This is a genomic window from Enterococcus sp. DIV0800, from assembly GCF_050559735.1.
GTDB classification, from domain to species: Bacteria; Bacillota; Bacilli; order Lactobacillales; family Enterococcaceae; genus Enterococcus_A; species Enterococcus_A devriesei.
Genome location: NZ_CP187898.1, coordinates 2,074,908 through 2,097,850 on the forward strand (window position 1 = coordinate 2,074,908; position 22,943 = coordinate 2,097,850).

A 22,943-nucleotide genomic window follows, 5' to 3' on the forward strand; every position below is an offset into this window, starting at 1 on the left:
ATCAATATCCACGATAAAAACATAGAATTAAGAGTTGCGATGAAAATACGCTTATATTTTAGCTAAATAATAAATATTTTATTTGTTTTAAAGACTTAACCGATGCTTTAAGCTTAACAGGGACACTTACCATTAAGCAAACTAAGTCAGAAGTTTGTATTAGCGTTAAAAGTTTATGACTAATTAACAAACTGTAAATCTTCTTGTTTCTACTATTGATAATTTTTAAGTTAACTCGTTGCTCAATCTTCTTTTTGACAAAAGAATGTAAATTAAATATCGTATTTTTCTTCTTTCAATCTGCAAAATAAATTTTCCCCCCTCAATTTGGCACTTTTTCCTATCATTCAATGGATAAGAATGCTGCTACATTAACATTCTTATTTATCGTAATTGGCGAAATTCGCAGGTTTCCTGCAAAATTCAGCTATTGTTTTTGAAGATAACTTTCCGTTATTCTTTATTTGCGGCAAGAATAACTTTTGTCAGACCGACGTTAAAAAATTAATAACTAAAAAACTCAAGCTTCTAGAGCTTTTCCCAATAAATATTTCCGTTAACTAAGAGACATACCAGCAGATATTAAAAAAGACCTAGTTTGCCAAACCTTACCCATTAATTGCCACCCGTCCATCTTACTTAAACCAAGGAGGAAAATTTCATGAAGAAACAGCCTTTTACTCACCAACAGTTATTTGGCTTGAAAAAGTCCACATTGGAAAAGCGAATTCTCTCGTACTACAACCTTTCCGGCGATAGTGAAACGACTATCCAATATTTGATGACGTTACTAATTCGAAAACAGTTGGGCGATGACGAATTCGAACTAGTTTTATCTGATCTTGTCCATCATTTATTTATGGAACGGAAAGTGACTAAGACATTAAAGAAATTCTTCTTCTATTTCCAAGAGTATTTTCTTTCCAAAGAATGGAAATACTTATTGATCCGTTGCTTTCCTGTTCGCCAATACGCTCAAAGACTAATCAAAGCCTTTAAAAATCGCAATGCGACTCAACAAATAACCTCATTAGAGATTCCTTGACAAACAATGAACGCACGGAAAGGAGCTTATCATGAAGAAACAATCAAGAAAATTAGTCGCGACCTACAAATCTAGTACAGGGGAAACCTCTCACTTTACCTACAAAAATCCGACAACCGATAAATCCGCCGAAGAAATCAAGGACACATTAGAATTATTGACGTTATTAGACATTTTTAACCAAGATGGTGTGAATCCCTTTGAAGAAGTGGTCACCGCCAAATATGTCGAAACGATTGAGACAACCCTTTTTGATCCTAAAGAGGATGTCTTCCCTGAAACAAGCTGCCCGGAAACTTACAGTGAAGAGTCTGATTTAGAAGTAAATAAGCCTGAGATACCCACCATTCCAGAAAGAACTAGCTCAATCACGGCCGCTTGTCTGTGTCCATTTAAAGGTTTTACGGAACCTTCAAAATCATTCGAACAATCGCAACATACTGGCAACATAATCAACCCAGCCAAAAAAACAATCCAACGTTCCCTATTTAGTAGAGGATTAAAGAAAAATTATCAGAAAAAAATTCCTTAAAAATAGCTATTCAGCTAAACGAGCCTCTTAGTGAACAAAAAAGATCAGAGAGCGCACTCTCTGATCCATCATTGATATATTATATTGATTTAGCTAATCACTGTAACCGTTACTGAACGACGGCCCCATTGAATACATTGCTCTACGGTTGAAAAATGGCAGTCAATGATGTTGCCTTTGATCGCGCCGCCAGTATCGCCGGCAATGGCGATGCCATAACCAGATACTTCTACCATCGATCCTAATGGAATGACGCTTGGATCAACAGCAACGACTTGTGGGTTCTGACGTAAGTCGATCCCCATCGCCGTAAAGAAGGTATTGACTGATTCCGCACATGAATAGGCAGTTGATTGCATTTGCATTGTTTTGCCTGATGTTGTCGGCGTACTTGGTTCAGCCGGTTTAGGTGTTTCAGGCTTTAGCTGTTCAGCTGGTTGTGTCGATTGTTGGTTCGTCGTTGACGAAGATTCTGCCGGCTGTGTTGATTGAACCGCAGAGGATGCCGGACTAGATTGCGAATTTTGCGCTTTAGTCGAAGCAACCGTTTTTTCAGCTTGTGCTTCCGCTTCGGCCTCAGCTTTTTTAGCAACTTCCGCTTGAGCTGCCTTCGCTGCTTTTTCTTCTTTCGCGGCTTGTTCCTGCTGCGCTTTTTCGGCGGCCTCACGAGCCGTTTCGACTTCTTTGGCTTGACTGATTTTTTCTAAGCTAGTCTTATTTTCGGCTAGCTCTTGTTTTAAATTCGCCATTTTAGCATCAAGCTTAGTTGATTCAGCTTCAAGATTTTGGCTATCTTGTTTTAATTGGGTTTGTGTTTTTTCTTGTGTCGCTTTTAATTCGGTTAAGCGGTCTTTCGCTTCGCCAAGACTTGCAACTTTGGTTTTTTCAGCGTTTTGAATGACTGACATGGCAAAAGCACGGTTCAAAAATTCCCCAAGGTCTTTTGATTCTAATAGTGCATTGATCGAACGATCCGTCATGCCGCTGACTTGGACTTCTTTCATTCGTTCAGCGATAGCGGACTTACGTTCATCAATTTTTTGTTCTGTCTCAACGATCTCGGTTTTTGTCTTAGCCAAGGTCGCCTCGTTTTGACTGATCTTTGTCCGAATGTCATTGACCTCTTGGTATTTTTCGTTGACATCGTTCAACGCAAGTTGTAGCTCTCCACTGATTTTATCGCTTTGGCGTGTAATCGCCGTTTCTTTTTTATCTAACTCATTCAGTGACTCTGCGTGTGCAAAGACTGGTAAAAGCATGTTCACACCTAAAATTGCTGTGGCAACAAACCCAAACGTTTTCTTTTTCACTTAAAAAGTCCACCTTTCTATTTTACCCTTCGCTATTATACGAAAAAAAAGGAGGCTTTTTGTTTCAAGGAGATTACATTTCATTACAAAACAAATGGCGTTTAAGTAACATTTGTTTTATTTTTATCATTTTTCATAAAAAAGATAGCCCCTTCAAGGATCGAAGGGACTAAAACTTGTCATATTTTTGTAATATTATTTTTTCCGTAGCTCTTTAGATAACTGACGGATCTCCGTTAAAGGACTTTTTATTTCCTGCGATTTCATATTAGGAAAACTATTTAAGAAACGACGTTCTTGAAAATTCAACTTCGGTAATTGCTTACGCCACTCCGGCTGCTCTTTAATTTCCGCTAGCCAGCTTCTACGACTTTGATAACGTTCCTCCGCAGCGGTCTTCAACTCATCCAAATTGGTTTGCAACTGATCCTTTTTCTCTTGGATCGTCGCGCTCATCGTCTTCATTGCACGACGTAGCGAAGACAGGTTAGCCAACGTAAAGCCTAGATCGAAACTGGTCAACATCAATAAAATCAGTGGCAAAAAAATGCTGAAACGCTGCTGCCAGCCTTCCACCACCGTCATTAAGTAGGGGTTCAGTATCCGCACGATGAAGACACAGGCTAAGCCCCAAAAAATCGAAACGGGCACAGCCACCCGGCCATTGATGTTGAGCGGCACCTCTTTATAATCCCACAACGTTAAGTGAAAAATCTTTTCTAAAAGAAAACTCGTCAGATACTCCAACAGTGTGACCAAAATTAGCGACAAACAAAAGAGCAAGACGATATTTTGCTGATAAGGCTCGATTAAATACAAGACCCCCACGACGCCAAAGCCATAAATCGGTGTGATCGGACCAAGTAAAAAACCACGATACACAAAATGCTTGGCCTTGATTGAGCAATAAATCGTTTCCCACAGCCAGCCAATAAATGAATAGCAAAAAAATAAGAGCACAACTAATGTAAAAATACGTTCCATTTTTTCCTCCCTAATTATCCATTGTATTGATTTCATTATTCCATGGATAGGCATAAAATGCTAGTTTGATCTGTCTGAATGTCCTTATGTCAAAATTCCCAGGGGAAATCACTCTGTCTCTTTTGACAAATACGGTACAATATAACCGATACTATTTTTTACATTCTATCTACTTTATATATTGGAGGACGTTTCATGTTTCAACTATTGCGTTATGCCAAAGATTATCGTAAGCAGATTATCTTAGGCCCATTTTTTAAATTTTTAGAAGCCGTCTTCGAACTGATTTTACCTTTGTTTATGGCTCGTTTAGTCGATGAAGGGATCGCCAAGCATGATCAAGGCAAAGTCATTGAGATGGCTTTAGCGATGCTGGGACTTTCCATCGTTGGTTTGCTCTGCGCGCTGGTCTGTCAGTATTATGCTTCGATTGCCTCGCAAGGCTTTGGAACGGTTTTGCGGAATCGACTGATGGAAAAAATCAACAGTTTTTCCCACAAAGAATTGAACCGGTTTGGTACAGATACCTTGATCACCCGGATGACTAATGATATCAATCAGATGCAAGGTGCTTTAGCCATGTTGATCCGTCTAGTCGTCCGCGCCCCTTTTTTAAGTGTTGGTTCGGTGATTATGGCCTTTTATATTGATTGGCAGATGGGTTTGATCTTTTTGATCCTCTTGCCTTTGTTTTGTATCATTCTTTTTTTGATCATTCATTTTTCCGTTCCATTGTATAAAACGATTCAACATCAGCTAGATCAATTGAACCAGTTAGTGACCCAGAACTTGAGTGGGGTGCGGGTGATTCGCGCCTTTGCTCGAACTAAAACTGAAACGACTCACTTTAAAGAACAAACGGATGATCTTTCAAAGCTGAATCAAAAGGTTGCGAATATTTCCGCCTTGCTGTCTCCCAGTACGACGTTGATTATGAACGTCGGGATCGTTGCTTTGCTTTATTTCGGCGGCTTTAAAGTAAATGTCGGTGGTTTGGAGCAAGGCCAAGTCTTGGCGTTGATTAACTACATGAACCAAATGTTGCTGGCCTTAATCGTCGTTTCCAATCTCGTGGTACTCTTTACGCGGGCAGCGGCTTCTGCCAATCGGATCAATGAAGTTTTTGCCACAGAACCAACCTTGACCGCTGAAAAGCAATCGGTCAAAATTGATCAACAGGCACCGCTAGTTGATTTTAAAAAGGTTGATTTTCGTTATACGGAAAAATCTGGTTTAGCTTTACAAAATATCTCTTTCAGCTTAGCAGACAACCAAGTCTTAGGGATCACGGGAGCGACTGGTAGCGGAAAATCGACGCTGATTAATTTGATCCCACGTTTTTATGATGCTACCTCAGGCACGGTGGATTTTTTTGGTGTCGATGTACGTGAGTGGTCGTTGGAACAATTACGGTCTGAGATTGCCTTAGTACCGCAAACAGCGGTCCTATTCAGTGGAACGATTCGCGAAAATCTCCAATGGGGCAAAGCCGATGCCACCGACGACGAATGCTGGCAAGCCTTAGCAACTGCGCAAGCCAGTGAATTCGTTCAAAGTCTTTCCAAAGGATTGGACACGCCCATCTTGGAAAATGGTAAAAACTTTTCAGGTGGACAACGACAGCGGTTAACGATCGCCCGTGCGTTGATTCGCAAACCCAAATTATTAATCTTAGACGATTCCTTATCCGCCCTTGATTATCAAACTGATTTAGAGCTGCGACAAGCCATGAAACGCGAGCTGAACTGTGGAATCATTATTATTTCCCAACGGCTGCGCTCAATCCAAGATGCAGAAACGATCCTTTTAATGGATAATGGCCGGCTGGCTGCACAAGGTAGCCACGAATCTTTATTAAAGGACTCTCAACTCTACCAAGAGCTGGTAGCTTCGCAAGAGGAGGGTGCAGCACATGCTTAAACAAAAGAATTTTTTCCATTCATTAAAATTGTTTGTTCCGTATCTAGCCGCTTATCCTAAACAATTGATCGCGGCTGTGATTTTGGGGATCGCTAGCGGGATTACTTCGGTCATGATGACTTATTACATCGGGGTCGCAGTGGATCAAATGGTGAATCAAGGTGCAGTCGATTTTTCCCGTCTATTCCAAATTCTCCAATTATTTGTCGGGATCTTTTTAGTCACTGTAATTAGCCAATACTTTATTCAGCGCCTCGGTAATAAAGTCACTTTTGATTCTGTGGCGAAACTGCGGGATGAAACGTTCACTCATTTAAACAAACTGCCACTAAGCTATTACGATCAAAGTTCAAAGGGCGATATCGTCAGTCGGTTCACCAATGATATGGATAACATTTCGACTGCGATCTCAGCGGTCTTCAACCAAGTCTTCTCCGGCATGACCGTCGTCTTAGTCGCGTTAGTCTTTATGCTTTACCTGAGTCCATTACTGACCTTAGTCGTTTTGGTCGCAACACCGATCATTTTTTTGTTGACTTATATTGTAGCCAAGACTTCACAACAATACTTTACCAGCCAGCAAAAGCTCGTTGGTTCAATTTCCGGTTTCATCACAGAAATGGTCGGCAATCAAAAAATAGTCAAAGCCTTTCAACGTGAAGAGCAAAACCAAAAAAACTTTGAAGCATTGAATCAAGAACTATATGTTCGGGGACAAAAAGCACAATTCGCTTCTTCTTTAACGAATCCCTCTTCTCGTTTTGTTGACCATTTGGCTTACCTGATGGTGGGCTTAGTTGGCGGACTATTAGCGTTGAAAACCAATAGCGGGGTCACGATTGGAATCATTTCCAGCTTTACGATTTATTCGAGTCAATTTACCAAACCGTTTATCGAACTATCCGGCATCACGATCCAACTCCAAACCGCTATCGCTGGCTTGGATCGCTCGTTTGAATTATTGCGTGAACCAGTGGAAGAACCGGACGATTCAGATGCCGTCGTTTTGAAAGATACGTATGGAAAAGTCGTTTTTGATCATGTGGCTTTTAGCTATCAAAAAGATCAGCCCTTGATTGAAAACTTTAATTTGTTGGTTCAACCAGGCGAAACGATTGCTATCGTCGGCAAGACCGGCGCCGGCAAATCAACTTTAGTCAATTTACTGATGCGCTTTTACGAAGTCGATGATGGCCGGATCACGATTGACGGCATTGATATCCGCCACCTGACCCGCGATAGTTTGCGGCAACAATTCGGGATGGTCTTGCAAGAAACGTGGTTAATGGATAGTAGTTTGCGAGCTAACTTGCGTTACGGTCGCAAATCAGCCACCGATGAAGAAATTTACGCTGCGTTAAAAGATGCTTACATGTATGAATTCGTCATGCGACTACCCGACAAATTAGATACCATCGTCGGTGAGGCCGGTGTCAAGCTTTCTGACGGACAACGACAACTATTGACGATCGCTCGTACCATGATTAGTCGTCCGCCCATGTTGATTCTTGATGAGGCGACTAGTTCGGTAGATACTTTGACAGAACGAAAAATTCAAAGTGCCTTTTTAGCCATGATGAAGGATCACACCAGTTTCGTGATCGCCCATCGCCTATCAACAATCCAAAATGCCGACCAGATCCTTGTTTTGGATCATGGACAAATTGTTGAGATCGGTAGCCATCAAGAACTATTGCAAAAAGATGGATTTTACAAGCAACTATATGAAGCACAGTTTTCCAAAAGTTAAGAACTTTCGAAAACGAATATAGTTAAAACTGATATCCTCAGCCTTTCTTATAAAAAAACAGTAGGCTCGTGTTAAACGAACCTACTGTTTTTATTTTTTGCTCGTTGATAAAAGATCAAACTCAGTCCACTTAGTATCACCACGAAGATGCCCGAAAGTAAGAACCACATCGCGATCCCAAACTTTTCTGACATCGGCCCTGCGATAATCAAGCCGACAGGCATCGCCGCGGACATCACACTACCAAACAGCGAAAAGACTCTACCTAATTTTTCCGGAGCGATCGTTTCTTGTAAATAAGCAGTAAAGGGAATATTGTATAAATTCCCCATGGCGCCCATTAAAATACAGAAAAAAACAAAAATCCAATAGCCGGTGGTTGTTGCAGGGGCTAAGCCGCTGCCGATAAAGGTAATGCCAAGTCCGACAACCGAAAGCTGAGCAGCTAACAGTTTCTCCCGCCAAGTTTTCTTCATACCGATCAAAAAGGCGCTAATCATCATGCCCACCGCATAAGAAAATTCGACAACACTGGCAAACCACGCCGACAATTCAAAATGTACATTGGTCATTAACGGAAACAAGGTTCCTAGTGGTAAATAAAAAGCCATAATAAAGAATGAAAAGAACATCACTACAAGTAGCGGCGGATCGGCTTTAAAGACTGCAAAGCCGTCCTTCAATTCTTGAAAATAATGCTGCATACTTTCTTCACTGCGGGGAATATTCGGTACGTCGACGATCCATAATGTAAAAGAGGCCGCCAGTGCGCCAATCAAATCCGTCAATAAAATCACCCATAGCGGCAGTACCGCAAACATCGCAGCGCCCAAAACAGGTCCCAGCATAAAGGCGCCAGATTGCAAAAATTGATTCCAACTATTGGCTTTTACTAACTCCTCTTCCGGCACTAACAGCGGAACGATTGCTTGAATCGATGGTGTATGAAAGACGTTCGCCAATGAGCGCAAGAACAGCGCGACGATCACTACCACAAAGCCCGGATTGCCGATTAAGAACCATAAAGATAATACTAAGGCTACCAAGCCCATAAATAGATCAGCGCAAATCACCACGTACTTGCGTTTCAAACGATCCAGCCACACGCCTACAAAAGGTCCTAAGAACATTTGTGGCAGAAAAGCAAATAATCCTGCCAAAGACAACATGATCGCTGATTTTGATTCATTTGTCAGCCACCAAATCAGTGAAAACTGGACCGCGGAGCTGCCAATTAAAGAGACTGTCTGTCCCGATAAGATCGTTAAATATTTTTTTCGCCATTGTTGCTTTTCCATAAACTCTCCTTTGTTTGTCGTCTGACAAAACAAGCAGCTTCATCAAAACGTTGATTAGTTCGTTAACGCGAATGATTTCAACCGCATGGATGCACACATAGAAAAACCTCCTAAAATTTTTTTAAAGAATTTGATGTTTAAATGACACCAAGTTCAGCTTTCCACGTTAATAAGCGTTCTAATGATTGATCCAGCTGCTGTTCACTATATTCCCCTTTTTTAATAGCATCTAAAATATAAGGAATTTGCGTACTGTAGCTAGAAGATAACACCAAGTCATTCCCCGCCTGTAATGCCTGCAAGCCTGCTTCATCTTGAGAAATGAAATCCGCCAGACCAGCCATGTCCATGTCATCGGTCATAATGACCCCTTTAAAGCCAAGTTCGTTCCGGATCGTGTCATGAACGGGCTTTGAAATAGAGGCTGGACGATTACCATCGATAGCCTGGATAATATTATGCGAAACCATGATACTATCGGCCCCTGCTTTGATTCCCGCTTCAAAAGGCACAAAATCATTTTTCCGCAGTTCATCGATTGGGCGATCATCCGTCACGATCTCTACATGAGAATCACGATTATTGCCGTATCCCGGAAAATGTTTCAAGGTAGAGCCAACTTTTTGTTTCTTCATTTCTTCGACACTCAGGCTTACATATTTGCTAGTCCCTTCCGCATCCATTCCGATCGTCCGATCATAAATAAAAGATTGAGGATCGGTGGACACATCTGCATCGGGAAACATACCTAATTGAATCCCTAGTTCTTTGAAGATTTGAGCTTTGCGCTCAATATCTTTAGTGATCCCGTCCCAGCCATCCTTCTGATAGATCGCCTGGGGACTGGCAAAAGCCGGGGTCACGATTTGGTTGCGGCTCAAACGGCTGACCGTCCCGCCCTCTTCATCTGAAGCAATAAACATCGGGGTCTTACTGGCAGCTTGATAGCTTGCGATCGTTTGTTTTAAATCACTCTGACCCTTACCTTCCATATCTCGATCGAATAATAAATAACCGCCTAAATGATAGTTCTCAATATCTGCGATTTGATTTTGCTCAGGAACACGAGCTAAAAATAATTGTCCAACTTTTTCTTCTAGTGTCATTTTTTCCATCAATTTATCGACCTTCGTTTCCACTGAGCTTTTTTTGTCAGTGTTATTCGTCTGCTCCTTTTTTGAAGAAGTCTCCGTTGTTTTCTTAGCGTCACTTCCAGTGGAATTTTGCGTATCTGAACCGCCGCAAGCAGCCATCGTAACTATAGCAGACAACATTAGTACACTCATAAAAATTCTTTTTTTCACGATTTCCGCTCCTTAAATAAGTATCTAATGTTCATTTTAGCATAGTTTCATTCCCTAAAAATGCAAAAAGTGTTGAGAAAGAAGCGGCCGCTTCTTTCTCAACACTTCACTATTTATTTTGCACAATTGAATCCTGCATCACTCGGTAACCTTTACCCCAAATGGTCTGGATCACTTCTTTGTCTATTTCAAGCATTTCTAATTTTAATTTGATGTTTTTCACTAACGATGAAAGCTGTGCTAAGCGTGATTGAGAAACATTTCCCCAAAGAGTCATGCATAACTCGTCACGAGAAATAATCTCTCCCGGTTTGCTGCGTAATTTTTCTAACACTTGCAGTTCCAACGTAGATAAATTGATCAAGGTGATCGCTGAAATGCCTCGCGGTTCTTCTTCAAGATACGCCTCAACTTCACCTGGCTCATGATTTTGATAACTGGCCATGACCTCTGCTAGGTTTTCTCGTAATGATTCAATAGAGTCATTACTTTGAACGTAGCCGCTTAGTCCGTGATTTAGTAATTGGCCTTTTTCATCTTCGCTGAGCGGATGATCCATCTCACGTAAAATTCGCTGCCCCTGTTTTTTAAGCTTTGGCAACATTATTTCCAATTCATAGCTGGAGATTGTTTCACCAATAATAATGATTGGAAAATAATTGACTAACTCAGACATATGTCCAGTTGACTGCAATTCATCCAGAATACTAGTAGAACAAAAAACCTCATAATTTAGATGCTGTAATTTTTTAGTAATTACTTCTTCTGCCAATATATTTTTAGTCAAAACTAATACTCGAACCATTTATTCGCCCTCATTTTCTACTAAATAATGCCTATAAATAAAATATAACTTAAATTTAAGCGAAAAAAAGGTCTTTTTTTAACGTATATTAAATAAAATTATGAACATTCCTAACTATTTCGTTTTTTTATTTTTAGAATAAAGAAAAACCGTGATTTATCATCACGGTTTAAGCTGTAACCTTATTTAATTCTTTTGTTTGCTTCACCGCTTTTTCAAAAATCGGTAAGTTGAATTGTTTGTATAATGCACCTGCCACAAAGTAGGCGATGTTAAAATCAACCAAACTGTGGATCAATCCTCCGACACCCATCAATACGAAAATGGTATATAGATAGCCTTGTGAATAGAACGTATCCGGCATATTGCCCATAAAATAGAAGGCTGAGACGACTAGCATTTCGGCTACCGCATGAATAATACCAATCACTAAGTTGAAGACTTGGAAACGACCATTGGCTAAAGTGAATTTCCCATCCTTCAATACGATCTCAGGATGAGCTTGTAGATATTTTGCACCAATCACTGCGAAAATAATGTGAGAAAATGCCCGTAAAGCAATAATCGGTGTCGTTGAGATAAAAAATCCTAAGGTAGTCCCTAATACGACCGCAACTGCAACTAATGGCGAGAAGAACATCGCAATAAAAACCGGGACATGACTCGCCAATGTAAATGAAGCTGGTGGAATCATGATCTTCGGCATAACCATTGGAATTAAGATTCCTAAACCAATCAACAACGCTGAAATCGTTAAATTTCTAACTGAATTATTTTTCATTTTATCCTCCTTGAACTGTCAAGACACTTTATTCGTTCTTTAGTTTAGTGCATATCACGAAAAGTGTCAAGACACAAAGGCGGGGCTTTTTTGAAAATTTTCTATTGCTTTTCAATTATTGCTAATCGTTCCAAACGTTCTTCTTCGGTTAGCAAATGTTTTTTAACGTAACGATTTTTTACGTGCTTGGCACAGGCCAATGAACACGCACCTAAATATTTAACCTCATTTTCTTCAGAAACTAACATTTGACGATTGCATTCAGGATTGCTGCAATTGATATAGCGCTCGCACGGCGTTCCGTCGAACCATTCCTTGCCGACGATCGTCTTATCTACTTGATTGATCTCGACACTAATTCGCTCATCAAAGACATACATTTTGCCGTCCCACAGCTCTCCTTTGGTTTCCGCATTTTTCCCATACGCGGCGATTCCGCCATGAAGTTGGGCGACGTCTTCATATCCTTCACGCAATAACCAGCCGGAGAATTTCTCACAGCGAATGCCGCCGGTACAATAAGTGACGATTTTTTTATCCATCAGTTGCTCTTTGTTTTCACGAATCCAGGCTGGCAGCTCTCGGAAATTATGAATCTCTGGACGAATCGCCCCGCGAAAATGGCCCAGATCATATTCATAATCATTACGAGCATCGATTACTACAGTCTCCTCATCCAGCAATGCTTGCTTAAACGCTTGCGGCTCTAAATAGTTTCCTGTCAGTTGTCTAGGATCGACGTCTTCATCTAAGTTTAAAGCGACTAGTTCGCTACGAGGACGAACGAATAACTTTTTGAAAGCATGTCCTTCACTCTCGTCAATTTTAAAATAAGTATCTTTAAAACGTTGATCCGCTAGCATCATAGCCATATACTGATCGGTCGCTGCTTTCGTACCTGATAAAGTCCCATTGATACCTTCTGGCGCGACTAAGATTCGGCCTTTGATTCCAAGTTCCTGGCAAAAGGCCAAATGTTCCTTCGCAAATGTTTCAGGATCTGCGATCGTTGTATAGTTATAGTAAAGCAAAACACGGTAATCCATGATAGTTCCTCCTGTTTCTTTCATTCTTTACTACTATAGGAGAAGAAAATCGTTTTTTCGAGCTAGATGCTTGTGGAATTGTTTACAAGAAAAAACTCCCGCCAATCATTAAGCGGGAGAAAGGTTTTAATCTGGCCAAACTTCCTTAGCCGTCTCAACAACTAATTTCAATTTTGCCCATTGATCTTCTTCGGTGACTTTATTGCCTTCATGGGTGGAAGAAAAGCCGCACTGAGGACTTAGACAAAGCTGATCTAAGGGTACAAATTGCGTCGCTTCCTTGATCCGCGCTTTCAACTCTGCTTTAGCTTCCAGCTCAGGTTTTTTTGTAGTAACTAGACCTAAAACGACGCGTTGATCGTGAATATTTTTTAACGGCTCGAAGCTACCAGAACGTTCATCATCGAATTCCAAGAAAAAGCCGTTGAATCCTTCGATTGCCAGTAAGCGTTTGGCAATTTTGTCGTAGGAACCGTTGTATAGCCAATGAGATTGGAAATTGCCTTTGCAGAAATGAAAGGTCACCGCTAAATCTGCTGGCTTATTGGCTAAGATGGCCTCGGTAATAGCGCCAAATTCCTGGATCAGCGCATCTGGATCATAGCCTTTTTCCACAATTAGTCCACGGAAACGTTCATCAAACAACCCACCCCAGCTAGTGTCATCCAGTTGTAGATAGCGGCAACCCGCATCATAAAAAGCTTGGATCGCCGCCTGATAGGTACTAATCAAGTCTTTGATGAAAGCTTCTTTGTTGGGATAAATCGGCTTTTCATGGTATTGCTTAGACAAGATAAACGAATCTAAATAGATCATGTTGGGGCCCGGGATCGTCTGCTTGGCTAATGTTTTTCCAGCTTGCTCGTTGGTAAATTTGAAATGCTCTAAAAAGGGATGCTGCGAATTGAACGATAGTTTGCCACTAACGAACGTCCCTTGCGCCTCGGTAGTAATCCCAAAAGCCGTCGTTTCAAAATCAAACACGGTAATTCCATTCAAACCGGCAATAAAATCCAAATGCCACCAACGCCGACGAAATTCGCCATCCGTCACCGCTTCCAGACCAATTTCTTTTTGCTTTTGGATCACTTTTATGATTGCTTCATCCTCAATCTTGGTCAAAGCCTCTTTGGTGATCTTCCCTTGTTTAAATGCCGTTCGTGCTTCTTTTAGCCTCTCAGGCCTTAACAAACTACCTACGTGATCAAAACGAAATGGAATCTTACTCATGAAATCCGCTCCTTTATTTATAGTTTTCAGAAGAATTCTGATTGATGACTACGTGAATAAAAAAAGCCCTTAGACATCCGACTAGACATCTAAGGGCATAGTTATACGTTACCACCTTATTTTGCAGCGACCTCACGATCCACTGCCTCGACAAGTACCCCAACAGGGGAGACTTCTGTTGTTTAACGGAACATCCCGTATCTTCTTAATTAGTCAGAAGATCCACTCAAAAGCCATTTTCAACACAAATCCTGTTCATCTCTTTTCAGCTACCGAGACTCTCTGATGGAAAAGGGTTTATCTCTACTTTCTTTCTCATCGTGTTTTAATATTCATTTAAGTTAAGGATAGTCTTCGAATATGCTTTTGTCAAACACTTTTTAGGGTATCTTACATTTACTATTATTAAGAAAAGATTCTTTTATCCTATTCCTATTTGGAATCAAAGCGGATTTAAGTATACAACAACAAATAACAAAACAATTTGGATTGAACTGCCGTTTTCATAATTAGTTTAATGATTCTCCATGCTTGACCTGCCTTCTATCTAATGCATCGTAACTTTTAGCACCGTTAGTAAATAAGGTTAGAACGATATCTGATTTACCCGCTTCTCGAATTTTTTTGAGATTTACCCGAACTAATAAGGTGTTTTGGTCTACCGTTTGTCCTATTTTAACAAAGACTTCGAAAGGGTCTCCTGCTAATTCAACTGTGTCTATGCCTATATGAAGTAAGACTTCTTCTCCTGATGCACCAGTTAATCCAATCGCGTGTTTCGTTTGAAAAATGGTAGTAATTGTTCCTTTGATTGGCGCGTATATTTCTGACGAAGTAGGCTGAATTCCAAAACCTTCCCCCATCATTTTTTGAGAAAATACAGGATCGTTAACCTCTATTAATGGAATATAGTTTCCATCCACAGGAGCAAAGACGTATCCGTCCTTTTTCTTTTTAAGAAAATCAAACACTATTAAACCTCCCTTTACTAATCATCGCGACCTAATAACTGATTAATTTCTTGACTAAACAAATCCGCTTTTCCTCCAAAGACAGCCTGAATGCCACCTTGAACTTCAAAAACAGCAGTTGCACCAAGTCGTTTAAACACAGCTCTTTGAACTTGATCCCCTTGCTTTACGGCTACTCTCAGACGTGTTGCACATGCTGTAACAGTCTCAATATTTTGATCACCGCCCAATGCCTCAATGATTTGCCACGCTTCTTCTTGTAACGTTTTGGAACCCGAATTATCTGCTTCGACTGAGATATCCTCATCGTTTTCCATTCCTGGAATAGCCACCCGAAATTTCTTAATACAGAAACTGAAGACGAAGAAATAAATAATTGCCCAAGCAACCCCAAAAGGAAGGACCTTTAACCAATTGGTTTTATCATTCCCTTGTAAAACTCCAAACAATAGAAAATCAATTAAACCTCCAGAAAAAGAATTTCCGATTCGAATATTTAAGATATCTGCAAAGTAGAAAGACAAACCATCTAGGAAAGCATGGATTACATACAACCAAGGAGCGACAAATAAGAACATATACTCAATTGGTTCTGTGATTCCTGTTAGGAAAGAAGTCAATGCTCCGCTAAAGTATAAACCGCCATTTTTTTTGCGATTTTCTTTTGGAATCGCACGATACATCGCAAAACAAGCAGCTGGTAAACCAAACATCATCGTAGCAAAACGACCGGCAAAGAAGCGTGTGCCATAAGTGAATAATCCAGTATGACTAGAATCTGCTAACTGAGCAAAGAAAATATTTTGTGCTCCTGAGATCGAATTTCCTGCAACAGTTTCTACGCCACCCAAAGAGGTATACCAAAACATCGGATAAATCGTATGATGCAACCCAACCGCACCCGTTAGACGCAGTAAAAATCCATAAAAGAATGTCCCGATACTACCCATTTGTGCCACTTGATGTCCCACAACAACTAACCCATTTTGGATCGGCGGCCAAATTAGATAGAACACGCAACCAATCGCAATCGCACTAAAGGACGAAACAATTGGGATAAAACGCGATCCACCAAAGAAACCTAGAAATTGAGGCAACTCAATTTTCCGATAACGATTATGCAAGAAAGCCACAGTCCCACCGACAACGATTGATCCGACAACTCCGGTATCAATGCTAGCACCTTTAGCAGAAAATAATTCCAGTAGTCCACTGATGGTTGCTGTATAAACTAAAAATGCTACGCCACCGGCTAAACCAGCGGTACCCTTGTCGCCTTTAGCTAGTCCTACGGCAATCCCAATAGCAAAAATCAAAGCCAGATTAGCGAAAACAGCGTTACCTGCAAAACTCATGACACTTAAAATCGTTTGCAACCACGGTTGATTCAAGAATGGATAAGCTGCAACTGCACTTTCATTAGTCAGCGCCCCCCCAAGCCCCAGTAACAACCCGGCTGCCGGCAAGATAGCAATCGGCAACATAAACGCTCGCCCTAACTGTGAAAACTTTTTAAACATATTCTTCTCCTCCTTATTTTGTCAATGCTTGGATAAAGCGTGTCGCGATCTCCTTTGGTCGTGTTATAGCACCTCCAACAACAATCCCCGCAGCTCCTAGTTCTTGCATTCTTTTTGCTTCTTCCGGAGTATGGATACGTCCTTCTGCAATCACTGAAACGTCAGCTTCAACTAACGCTTTCACCAGCTCAATGGTCGACAAGGTAGATTCCTCCGTATAACCTACTAGCGTTGTACCAATGAAATCTATTCCTGCTTCCCAAGCATTGATTCCTTCCTCATACGTCGCAATGTCCGCCATAAATAATTGCTTTGGGTACTTTTTCTTAACTTGTTTAATAAATTGATTGATTGTTTGGTTATCCGGCCTTTGGCGCAACGTACAATCAAGTGCAATCACCTCTACTCCAGCAGCAACTAATGCATCAACCTCCTTCATCGTTGGAGTGATAAATACCTCAGAATTTGGATAAGTCTGTTTAATAATTCCAATAATTGGTAATGTCACTTTTTCTTTGATCTGTAGAATATCTCTCACCGTATTAGCCCGAATCCCTACTGCTCCTGCTTCTTTAGCCGCTAATGCCAGCAGAGGCATAATTCCTCCCTCAGTTGTATATAGCGGTTCTCCAGGTAATGCTTGACAAGAAACGATTAATCCACCTGTCACAGCATTCAAAAATTCTTTTCTTTCCACGCTCCACTTCACTCCGTTTATAAATATATTTTGGATTATTACTCCAAAAAAATATAGCATGCGCTTTCAAAATTGTAAATAGAAAATGAAAAAAAATTTTTTTTGACGTATAATTCATTATGATAACTTAGTGCTCAAAGGAGAAAATATGACCATTACTTATACGATCCAAGAAAAATACTCGACTTTAACAAAATCTGAAAAAAAAATCGCGGACTACATTCTCTCTAGTGGGGAAAAAATTGTTTACAATACAATGAGTGACATACGGGAAGCGACAAATGTTGGTGATGGCACGATTATTCGTTTTTGCCAAAAAATAGGATTTTCTGGATTTTCTGATTTAAAAATCGCAATTGCTAAAGAGGATTTTAGTAAACAGCAAGAGGAGGCACAACCTTCTGACCTATTTGATAAGCGGACGAAAACGATCAACAATGCCTTAAAAACGACAAATCAACTTTTAGATAGTGAGAAACTCAAACAAGCAGTTCAATTCATTACTGACGCACACCAAATCTATATCTTTGGAGTTGGTTCAAGCGGCAACAGCGGCAATGATCTCGAAGCGATGTTTTTGCGTGTAGGAGTTCAGTCTCGGGCTATCATCGACCCTCATTTTCAAGCACAAGTAGCTTCTTTGTTAACTGAAAAAGACCTAGTTATCGGTTTTTCACTTTCAGGAAGGACTAAAGATACTTATGATTCCTTGAATATCGCAAAAAAAAATAAGGCAAAAGTCATCGCCATTACCAATTATCAACTTTCTCCAATTGCACAATTAGCCGATATTGTTTTGCAAACTGCTATCGAAGAATTTTTAGATGGCGCTTCATTGGCGGGGAAAATCTCTCAATTGTATCTATGTGATTTACTGATCCAAAGCTATGAAATAGAAAACAATGTGGATTCCATTGAATTAAGAGAAACTGTTTTGCGTTCCATCTTAGACAAGAGCCTAGATTAAAGTCCTCCTTTAGGAAGATGAAGATGGTTCAATAAAAACAAGGAACCGCCTATCTTTCGATAGGCGGTTCCTTGTTTTATTGGACAGGGTGTTGGTTTGGATCAGTGGCTTGCTGGTCTTCTTGAACCGGCTGGTTTGCATCTGATGTTTGGGTTGATTGCTGTGGATGGGTCGCGAAATACTGGGCTTCACGATTTTCAGCATTTTGTTGCAAGTTGTAATAATAAAAGCTGATGTCATTGTTCAAGTACGAGCCTGCTGGATACAGCTTCCGGGTACTTTCAGGCATCTCGTATTTGGCTTTATCAGCGATCGAGCTGAGAACTAAGCCTCTAGCTGGATCAACGGTCGCATCAGCAAAATTCATGACCTTGGTATAGTCGCCTGAATCATTGCGGATATAAGAGCCAAGATTTTCTGCTGCCGTTGCCGGTGTAGCATCGGTTCTCCAATTAATTGGATTAATCGCCAATGCCCCTTGATCCCAAGTCGGCAACTCTCCAGTGAAATCGGGAGCAACGGTATTGTAGGAAACCACTACTCCGGTATCGTCTGGTCCAGTCGCGAATTTGACTTGCGGGTTATCGTTCATTTCTTGCTGGGTCACGGATTGGCCTAGTACGTAGGCTGCGATCATCCGATTGCTGACGCCAGGATTCTGTTTGAAATAGTCATACATGATCGACTTGATTAGGCGCGCACCTTGGGAGTGACCGACTAAAATAAAGGGACGATTATTGTTTTTGTGTTTGATGTAGTAATCAAAAGCGGCCATCACATCGGCTTTTGGCACACCGTCCACATATTGGTTTTGTTCTTCTTTCGATTTTGAAAGCAGCCAATTCGCGTCTAATTGGCGGTAATAAGGAGCAAAAATATTGCCGCTTGTTTCAAAGGCAGAGCCTTGACTGGCTAAGAAAACTTGTGCCCCGGCCCGCATACTGTCGTTATCAATTTTAGCAATTGGCGAAGTATTTTTATTTTTTTGCGCGTAAGCAGTCGTATAAAGCATGAAAACGTCGGCTTGACTAGTGATCTCTGTCGGTTCAGCCAACCAATTATTGGCCTTGCTGTAATCGCTGGCTTGGATCGTCTCCCCAGCCTTTTCTGGTTCTTTGACTTTAATTGAGGTTTTCCGTGTTTCTTCCTTTGGTTCCTCATTTTTATTCATGGTAGTGTAAGCGTAATAGCCACCGGCGCCTAATACTACTACAACTAACAATCCAATTAAGAATTTTTTCATCGTATCCTCCAAAAAACAAATTTATTACTTCTATTATAGGTGAGTTGGGTTTTGTTTGACAAATTTCGTGTGGATTTAATGAAAAAACAAAAAGAGCCGCAGCTCTTTTTATTTTTCTCTATTCGACTCTAGGGCATTTGATAAGCGGGCAAATTCTTCCAACGAAAGGGTTTCACCGCGACGTTTTGGATCGATCTCCGCCTGCTGTAGACTAGTCTCCAGCCATGCGCGGGTCGTTTCCTCTTTGCCATACGTGTTTAACAAATTATTCCAAAGGGTTTTTCGCCGTAAAACAAAAGCTGACTTAGTTAATTTGAAAAATTCTTTTTCATTTTTTACAGCTACTGCTGGTGTCTCCCGGCGAACCAAACGTAAAATTGCCGAATCCACATTCGGTTGCGGGATGAAGACCGTCTTCGGTACGATAAAGGCTGTGCTGGCTTCCATATAATATTGGACCGCGATTGACAGCGAGCCATAAGCTTTCGTCCCTGGTTTAGCAGAGATGCGATCAGCGACTTCCCGCTGCATCATTACGACCATCTCAGCAATCGCTAAATCAGATGCCAGAATATGCATCATGATAGGTGTCGTAATGTAATAAGGCAAGTTCGCTACGACTTTGATCGGACCTTCTTGATCAAAATAAGCCGTTTCTTGCTGTAAATTCACTTTCAAAATATCATTATGAACAACCTTGACATTGTCATAAGGGCTTAACGTATCCGCTAAGACTGGAATCAAGCGGTCATCGATTTCAAAGGCTAACACTTGGTGGGCAGCCCGAGCCAAATGCTCCGTCAAGGCGCCGATTCCGGGACCAACTTCGATCACATTCGTACCTTTATCGATCTCAGCGGTAGCGACGATTTTTTGTAAAATATTCGGTTCGGTCAAAAAATTTTGACCAAGACTCTTCTTGAAAGAAAATCCATGTTTTTTTAGGATTTCTTGCGTTCGAGAAGGCGTTGCGATGTCTTTGTATTTATTCAAGCGGTTTCCTCGACTTTCTTCATGGCCTCACGGAGTTGGGCTTCGGTGATCCGAAACATCGCCAACCGTTTTTCTAGTTGTTTCGCGTTTGTATAGCCAATCTTCAGTTCCTCACCTAAACGCTCGCGGCGTTCACGGGCTTGAGCTCCCGCTATTAAACCATAATCCAGCAGCATTTGTCTAGCAATTTTTGGTTCATCATTACTAGCTGCCGGAGTCACCACTTTCCGCAAGGCTTCAATGATGGCTTCGTCACTGGCATGCTCGACACCCAGACTGGCCCCTCGTTTTTGCGGGGTGGCCATTCTTCTAGATAAGAAAGCATGTTGGGCATCGGGGATAACTTCCATGATTGTCTTGCGAATCTTCTCACCGGAAAAATCCGGATCGGTAAAAACGATCACACCGCGAGTCTCTTGGGCATGTTCAATCTGTTCTAAAATCGTTTCATCGATCGCTGAACCGCGAGTTTCGATCGTATCGACTTCAAAAACTTCCTTTAGGCGTTTTGTATCATCTTTACCTTCCACAACAATGATTTCTTCTATTCTTTCTTTAGTCATGGGCATTGATCCTAAACAAGCGATGAGCGTTCTCGGTCGTTTGACGAGCGACTTCTTCCATCGGCAAGTTCCGTAATTCGGCGATTTTTTCCACCACATAACGTGTATAGCCCGGTTCATTACGCTTGCCGCGGTAAGGCATTGGCGCTAAATAAGGCGCATCGGTTTCGACGAGTAATTTATCCATCGGTACAATGGTCGCTGCTTCTTGCACATCCAAGGCTTTCTTAAAGGTCACAACGCCAGAAAAAGAAACATGCATTCCTAAATCTAAGAAGCGTTCTGCCCATTCACCGCTACCGCTGAAACTGTGCATGATCCCGCCAATCTCACGAATGTCTTCATCTTTTAAGATTTTATACGTATCCTCTAATGCTTCACGGGTATGGATACTGATCGGCAGCTTCATTTCTTTAGCAATGGCGATCTGACGACGAAAGACTTTGTCTTGTACTTCTTTTGGATCTTCCATCCAATGGTAATCCAAGCCGATTTCGCCTAACGCCACCACTTTAGGCAACGTCATTTTTTCGATTAAATCCTCCTCGATCGCCTTAGTGTAACTCCCCGCTTCCGTTGGGTGCCAACCGATGATCGAATAGATTCCGTCATATTCTTTGTTCAAAGCCAAACTTTTTTCGATCGTCGGTGTATCAAAGCCTACGACTGCCATCTCTGTTACCCCTAATTCCCGAGCACGTTCCACCGTTTCTGGAATCTCTGCGTCAAATTGCTCCGCGTTCAAATGGGTATGAGAATCAAAAATCATTGATATTCCTCCTGTTGATACTTCGCTTAAGCGTGAAGTATCACTTAAATTTACTTTCTTCGTACGCCTACCATAGCACAAAATCTAAATTTTCTCATTCCCTATGAAAATCCGTCGCAGGTCGGATGCTGTCATCGTCTATGCCTTCTATAATTAAAAGGGAAGAAAGTGATCCACTCAAATTTTTTCAAGACAGCTAACTACTACTCGGTGGAAAACTGATAGGAGGTTTTTTTATGCCGAATTTCCAAAAAGATTATCCCAACTTCGCCAGCTATTTAAAGCGGCGCTATCCTGATAAAAGAGACCCTTTAAAAAGTGTTTGGCATTGGGGATTCTTGATTCTTTTTAGTCTATTATGTATCGCAACGATTAAGCAGCAACTGTTGACGATCGGTCTTTTGATGATTCTAGCAGCTCTAATAAAGGGGCCCGGACTCTTACTGTTTGGTGCACTGTATTCCTTTTTAGTCAGCTTGTTTCCGCCGATTGGTATCTTGCTCTCTGCTATTTTCTTTTTATTCAATCTGCGGTTGTTAACCAAGAGCTGGCGCGTAAATCTCGTAACCTCGCTTTTTTATTTGTATCCGCTAGGCTTGAGCCTATTGCGCTACTTTACTCATTGGGAAGCCTTCTGGCAAATCGGACTGCAATTATTGCCAGGTCTGCTACTGCTGCACTTTGTCTTGATTCAAGTCTACTATTTCCATCCTAGCGTGCGGCAAGTCGCTTGGACCGTTCTAGCAACCCCTTTTGAATTGATCTCTTTGATCCTGCCTAAACGTCTGAAACGACCTTTCCGCTCGGCCCAGCAAGTCACTAGAATAAAACACTAAATAAAAACCGCGAAAGTTCCTATTACTTCGCGGTTTTTGGTTTAGTCTCAAGCTTTCCACATGCTAAAATATATAGCCCCTCGCTTTTCTTTGAAAGGAAGGACTCAAATGACTTCAAAGTATGAGATTCCAGATAACGAGCAATTATTAGCGAAAGAATTCGAAAAATTAGGCCGACTGTTCTTTGATAAAGTCCAAGCCAAAAACTTCGCCCAAGCTTATCAGCGATTAGATCAGCTTCCGTCCAAAGCAACAAACACACAACACACCAAAGTGCACACTAAAAACAAACGACTAATTGAATAAAGCCGAATAAGGCAGCTAGAGGATGCATGCATCTTCTAGCTGCCTTTTGGCTTAGGGAGATTGTGGCCGTCTA

The 22,943-nt window shown here is 41.2% G+C and carries 22 protein-coding genes and 1 other annotated feature; of the genes, 7 read left to right on the forward strand and 15 right to left on the reverse strand.

Going from position 1 to position 22,943, the window contains the following annotated elements; all coding sequences use genetic code 11:
* Positions 1–661: 661 nt before the first annotated feature.
* Both IGI54_RS10000 and IGI54_RS10005 read left to right on the forward strand, forming a co-directional pair.
* Complete coding sequence (locus IGI54_RS10000; RefSeq protein WP_430620606.1) at positions 662–1,045, forward strand: hypothetical protein; 384 nt, start codon at positions 662–664, stop codon at positions 1,043–1,045.
* A 31-nt stretch (positions 1,046–1,076) separates the two neighbouring features.
* Positions 1,077–1,577: a DUF2922 family protein gene (locus IGI54_RS10005; protein WP_430620607.1), complete on the forward strand. Its 501-nt coding sequence runs from the start codon at positions 1,077–1,079 to the stop codon at positions 1,575–1,577.
* A gap of 89 nt (positions 1,578–1,666) precedes the next feature.
* Here IGI54_RS10005 and IGI54_RS10010 read toward each other — a convergent pair whose 3' ends face one another.
* Entirely contained in the window at positions 1,667–2,887 is a 1,221-nt protein-coding gene (locus IGI54_RS10010) for a 3D domain-containing protein (protein ID WP_430620608.1), read from the reverse strand.
* A 195-nt stretch (positions 2,888–3,082) separates the two neighbouring features.
* Entirely contained in the window at positions 3,083–3,871 is a 789-nt protein-coding gene (locus tag IGI54_RS10015) for a putative ABC transporter permease (RefSeq protein ID WP_379945973.1), read from the reverse strand.
* A 195-nt stretch (positions 3,872–4,066) separates the two neighbouring features.
* Between IGI54_RS10015 and IGI54_RS10020 the strand changes: the two genes are divergently transcribed.
* Both IGI54_RS10020 and IGI54_RS10025 read left to right on the forward strand, forming a co-directional pair.
* The gene (locus IGI54_RS10020) at positions 4,067–5,791 is read left to right on the forward strand and encodes an ABC transporter ATP-binding protein (protein WP_430620609.1); all 1,725 of its coding nucleotides are present in this window, start codon (positions 4,067–4,069) and stop codon (positions 5,789–5,791) included.
* Positions 5,784–7,541, forward strand: a complete 1,758-nt coding sequence (locus IGI54_RS10025; protein WP_430620610.1) for an ABC transporter ATP-binding protein — start codon at positions 5,784–5,786, stop codon at positions 7,539–7,541. Before IGI54_RS10020 ends, IGI54_RS10025 begins: the two co-directional genes overlap by 8 nt.
* 71 nt (positions 7,542–7,612) lie before the next feature.
* Here the strand turns inward: IGI54_RS10025 and IGI54_RS10030 are convergent, their stop codons facing one another.
* The 9 genes from IGI54_RS10030 to IGI54_RS10070 all read right to left on the reverse strand — a co-directional run bounded on the left by IGI54_RS10030 (position 7,613) and on the right by IGI54_RS10070 (position 17,193).
* On the reverse strand, positions 7,613–8,839 hold the full coding sequence (locus tag IGI54_RS10030; RefSeq protein ID WP_430620611.1) for an MFS transporter: 1,227 nt from the start codon (positions 8,837–8,839) through the stop codon (positions 7,613–7,615).
* 137 nt (positions 8,840–8,976) lie between these two features.
* A complete protein-coding gene (locus IGI54_RS10035) occupies positions 8,977–10,143 on the reverse strand; it encodes a glycoside hydrolase family 3 N-terminal domain-containing protein (RefSeq protein ID WP_430620612.1) in 1,167 nt (388 codons plus the stop codon).
* A 109-nt stretch (positions 10,144–10,252) separates the two neighbouring features.
* A complete protein-coding gene (locus IGI54_RS10040; protein WP_430620613.1) occupies positions 10,253–10,948 on the reverse strand; it encodes a winged helix-turn-helix domain-containing protein in 696 nt (231 codons plus the stop codon).
* A 169-nt stretch (positions 10,949–11,117) separates the two neighbouring features.
* Positions 11,118–11,729, reverse strand: coding sequence for a hypothetical protein (locus IGI54_RS10045; RefSeq protein ID WP_216428035.1), 612 nt, complete (start codon positions 11,727–11,729; stop codon positions 11,118–11,120).
* A 101-nt stretch (positions 11,730–11,830) separates the two neighbouring features.
* Positions 11,831–12,775: a rhodanese-related sulfurtransferase gene (locus IGI54_RS10050; RefSeq protein ID WP_430620614.1), complete on the reverse strand. Its 945-nt coding sequence runs from the start codon at positions 12,773–12,775 to the stop codon at positions 11,831–11,833.
* Between the two features lie 126 nt (positions 12,776–12,901).
* Positions 12,902–14,005, reverse strand: coding sequence for a 5-methyltetrahydropteroyltriglutamate--homocysteine S-methyltransferase (locus IGI54_RS10055; protein WP_430620615.1), 1,104 nt, complete (start codon positions 14,003–14,005; stop codon positions 12,902–12,904).
* 88 nt (positions 14,006–14,093) lie between these two features.
* Positions 14,094–14,333, reverse strand: a binding site (T-box leader).
* 181 nt (positions 14,334–14,514) lie between these two features.
* A complete protein-coding gene (locus IGI54_RS10060; protein WP_430620616.1) occupies positions 14,515–14,976 on the reverse strand; it encodes a PTS sugar transporter subunit IIA in 462 nt (153 codons plus the stop codon).
* A 17-nt stretch (positions 14,977–14,993) separates the two neighbouring features.
* Positions 14,994–16,496, reverse strand: a complete 1,503-nt coding sequence (locus IGI54_RS10065) for a PTS transporter subunit EIIC (RefSeq protein ID WP_430620617.1) — start codon at positions 16,494–16,496, stop codon at positions 14,994–14,996.
* 13 nt (positions 16,497–16,509) lie between these two features.
* Positions 16,510–17,193, reverse strand: coding sequence for an N-acetylmannosamine-6-phosphate 2-epimerase (locus IGI54_RS10070; protein WP_216428020.1), 684 nt, complete (start codon positions 17,191–17,193; stop codon positions 16,510–16,512).
* A 148-nt stretch (positions 17,194–17,341) separates the two neighbouring features.
* On the opposite strand from IGI54_RS10070, the gene IGI54_RS10075 reads away from it, so the two are divergent.
* Positions 17,342–18,160 (forward strand): MurR/RpiR family transcriptional regulator, encoded by an 819-nt coding sequence (locus IGI54_RS10075; protein ID WP_430620618.1) that lies wholly within the window; start codon positions 17,342–17,344, stop codon positions 18,158–18,160.
* A 76-nt stretch (positions 18,161–18,236) separates the two neighbouring features.
* Here the strand turns inward: IGI54_RS10075 and IGI54_RS10080 are convergent, their stop codons facing one another.
* The 4 genes from IGI54_RS10080 to IGI54_RS10095 form a co-directional block, all read right to left on the reverse strand.
* Positions 18,237–19,403 carry a DUF3089 domain-containing protein gene (locus IGI54_RS10080; RefSeq protein WP_430620619.1) on the reverse strand — a complete coding sequence of 389 codons (1,167 nt, stop codon included), beginning with the start codon at positions 19,401–19,403 and terminating at the stop codon, positions 18,237–18,239.
* Positions 19,404–19,511: 108 nt separating this feature from the next.
* Positions 19,512–20,396 carry a 16S rRNA (adenine(1518)-N(6)/adenine(1519)-N(6))-dimethyltransferase RsmA gene (rsmA, locus tag IGI54_RS10085; RefSeq protein WP_430620620.1) on the reverse strand — a complete coding sequence of 295 codons (885 nt, stop codon included), beginning with the start codon at positions 20,394–20,396 and terminating at the stop codon, positions 19,512–19,514.
* Positions 20,393–20,959 carry a ribonuclease M5 gene (gene rnmV / locus IGI54_RS10090; RefSeq protein WP_313630850.1) on the reverse strand — a complete coding sequence of 189 codons (567 nt, stop codon included), beginning with the start codon at positions 20,957–20,959 and terminating at the stop codon, positions 20,393–20,395. The genes rsmA and rnmV overlap by 4 nt, the downstream gene beginning before the upstream one ends.
* Positions 20,952–21,728, reverse strand: coding sequence for a TatD family hydrolase (locus tag IGI54_RS10095; protein WP_430620621.1), 777 nt, complete (start codon positions 21,726–21,728; stop codon positions 20,952–20,954). Before IGI54_RS10095 ends, rnmV begins: the two co-directional genes overlap by 8 nt.
* A gap of 236 nt (positions 21,729–21,964) precedes the next feature.
* Here IGI54_RS10095 and IGI54_RS10100 point away from each other — a divergent pair, with 236 nt between their 5' ends.
* On the forward strand, positions 21,965–22,564 hold the full coding sequence (locus IGI54_RS10100) for a hypothetical protein (RefSeq protein ID WP_430620622.1): 600 nt from the start codon (positions 21,965–21,967) through the stop codon (positions 22,562–22,564).
* A gap of 108 nt (positions 22,565–22,672) precedes the next feature.
* On the forward strand, positions 22,673–22,870 hold the full coding sequence (locus IGI54_RS10105; RefSeq protein ID WP_313630852.1) for a hypothetical protein: 198 nt from the start codon (positions 22,673–22,675) through the stop codon (positions 22,868–22,870).
* Positions 22,871–22,943: the final 73 nt, after the last annotated feature.

Bases quoted from the DNA above. Each gene is read 5' to 3' on its own strand.
- IGI54_RS10020 (WP_430620609.1), top strand. From the start codon at position 4,067: ATGTTTCAACTATTGCGTTATGCCAAAGATTATCGTAAGCAGATTATC.
- IGI54_RS10050 (WP_430620614.1), bottom strand. From the start codon at position 12,775: ATGGATTACCGTGTTTTGCTTTACTATAACTATACAACGATCGCAGAT.
- IGI54_RS10075 (WP_430620618.1), top strand. From the start codon at position 17,342: ATGACCATTACTTATACGATCCAAGAAAAATACTCGACTTTAACAAAA.
- IGI54_RS10000 (WP_430620606.1), top strand. From the start codon at position 662: ATGAAGAAACAGCCTTTTACTCACCAACAGTTATTTGGCTTGAAAAAG.
- IGI54_RS10015 (WP_379945973.1), bottom strand. From the start codon at position 3,871: ATGGAACGTATTTTTACATTAGTTGTGCTCTTATTTTTTTGCTATTCA.
- IGI54_RS10065 (WP_430620617.1), bottom strand. From the start codon at position 16,496: ATGTTTAAAAAGTTTTCACAGTTAGGGCGAGCGTTTATGTTGCCGATT.
- IGI54_RS10080 (WP_430620619.1), bottom strand. From the start codon at position 19,403: ATGAAAAAATTCTTAATTGGATTGTTAGTTGTAGTAGTATTAGGCGCC.
- IGI54_RS10055 (WP_430620615.1), bottom strand. From the start codon at position 14,005: ATGAGTAAGATTCCATTTCGTTTTGATCACGTAGGTAGTTTGTTAAGG.
- IGI54_RS10045 (WP_216428035.1), bottom strand. From the start codon at position 11,729: ATGAAAAATAATTCAGTTAGAAATTTAACGATTTCAGCGTTGTTGATT.
- IGI54_RS10100 (WP_430620622.1), top strand. From the start codon at position 21,965: ATGCCGAATTTCCAAAAAGATTATCCCAACTTCGCCAGCTATTTAAAG.
- IGI54_RS10005 (WP_430620607.1), top strand. From the start codon at position 1,077: ATGAAGAAACAATCAAGAAAATTAGTCGCGACCTACAAATCTAGTACA.
- IGI54_RS10030 (WP_430620611.1), bottom strand. From the start codon at position 8,839: ATGGAAAAGCAACAATGGCGAAAAAAATATTTAACGATCTTATCGGGA.
- IGI54_RS10095 (WP_430620621.1), bottom strand. From the start codon at position 21,728: ATGATTTTTGATTCTCATACCCATTTGAACGCGGAGCAATTTGACGCA.
- IGI54_RS10040 (WP_430620613.1), bottom strand. From the start codon at position 10,948: ATGGTTCGAGTATTAGTTTTGACTAAAAATATATTGGCAGAAGAAGTA.
- IGI54_RS10025 (WP_430620610.1), top strand. From the start codon at position 5,784: ATGCTTAAACAAAAGAATTTTTTCCATTCATTAAAATTGTTTGTTCCG.
- rnmV (WP_313630850.1), bottom strand. From the start codon at position 20,959: ATGACTAAAGAAAGAATAGAAGAAATCATTGTTGTGGAAGGTAAAGAT.
- IGI54_RS10105 (WP_313630852.1), top strand. From the start codon at position 22,673: ATGACTTCAAAGTATGAGATTCCAGATAACGAGCAATTATTAGCGAAA.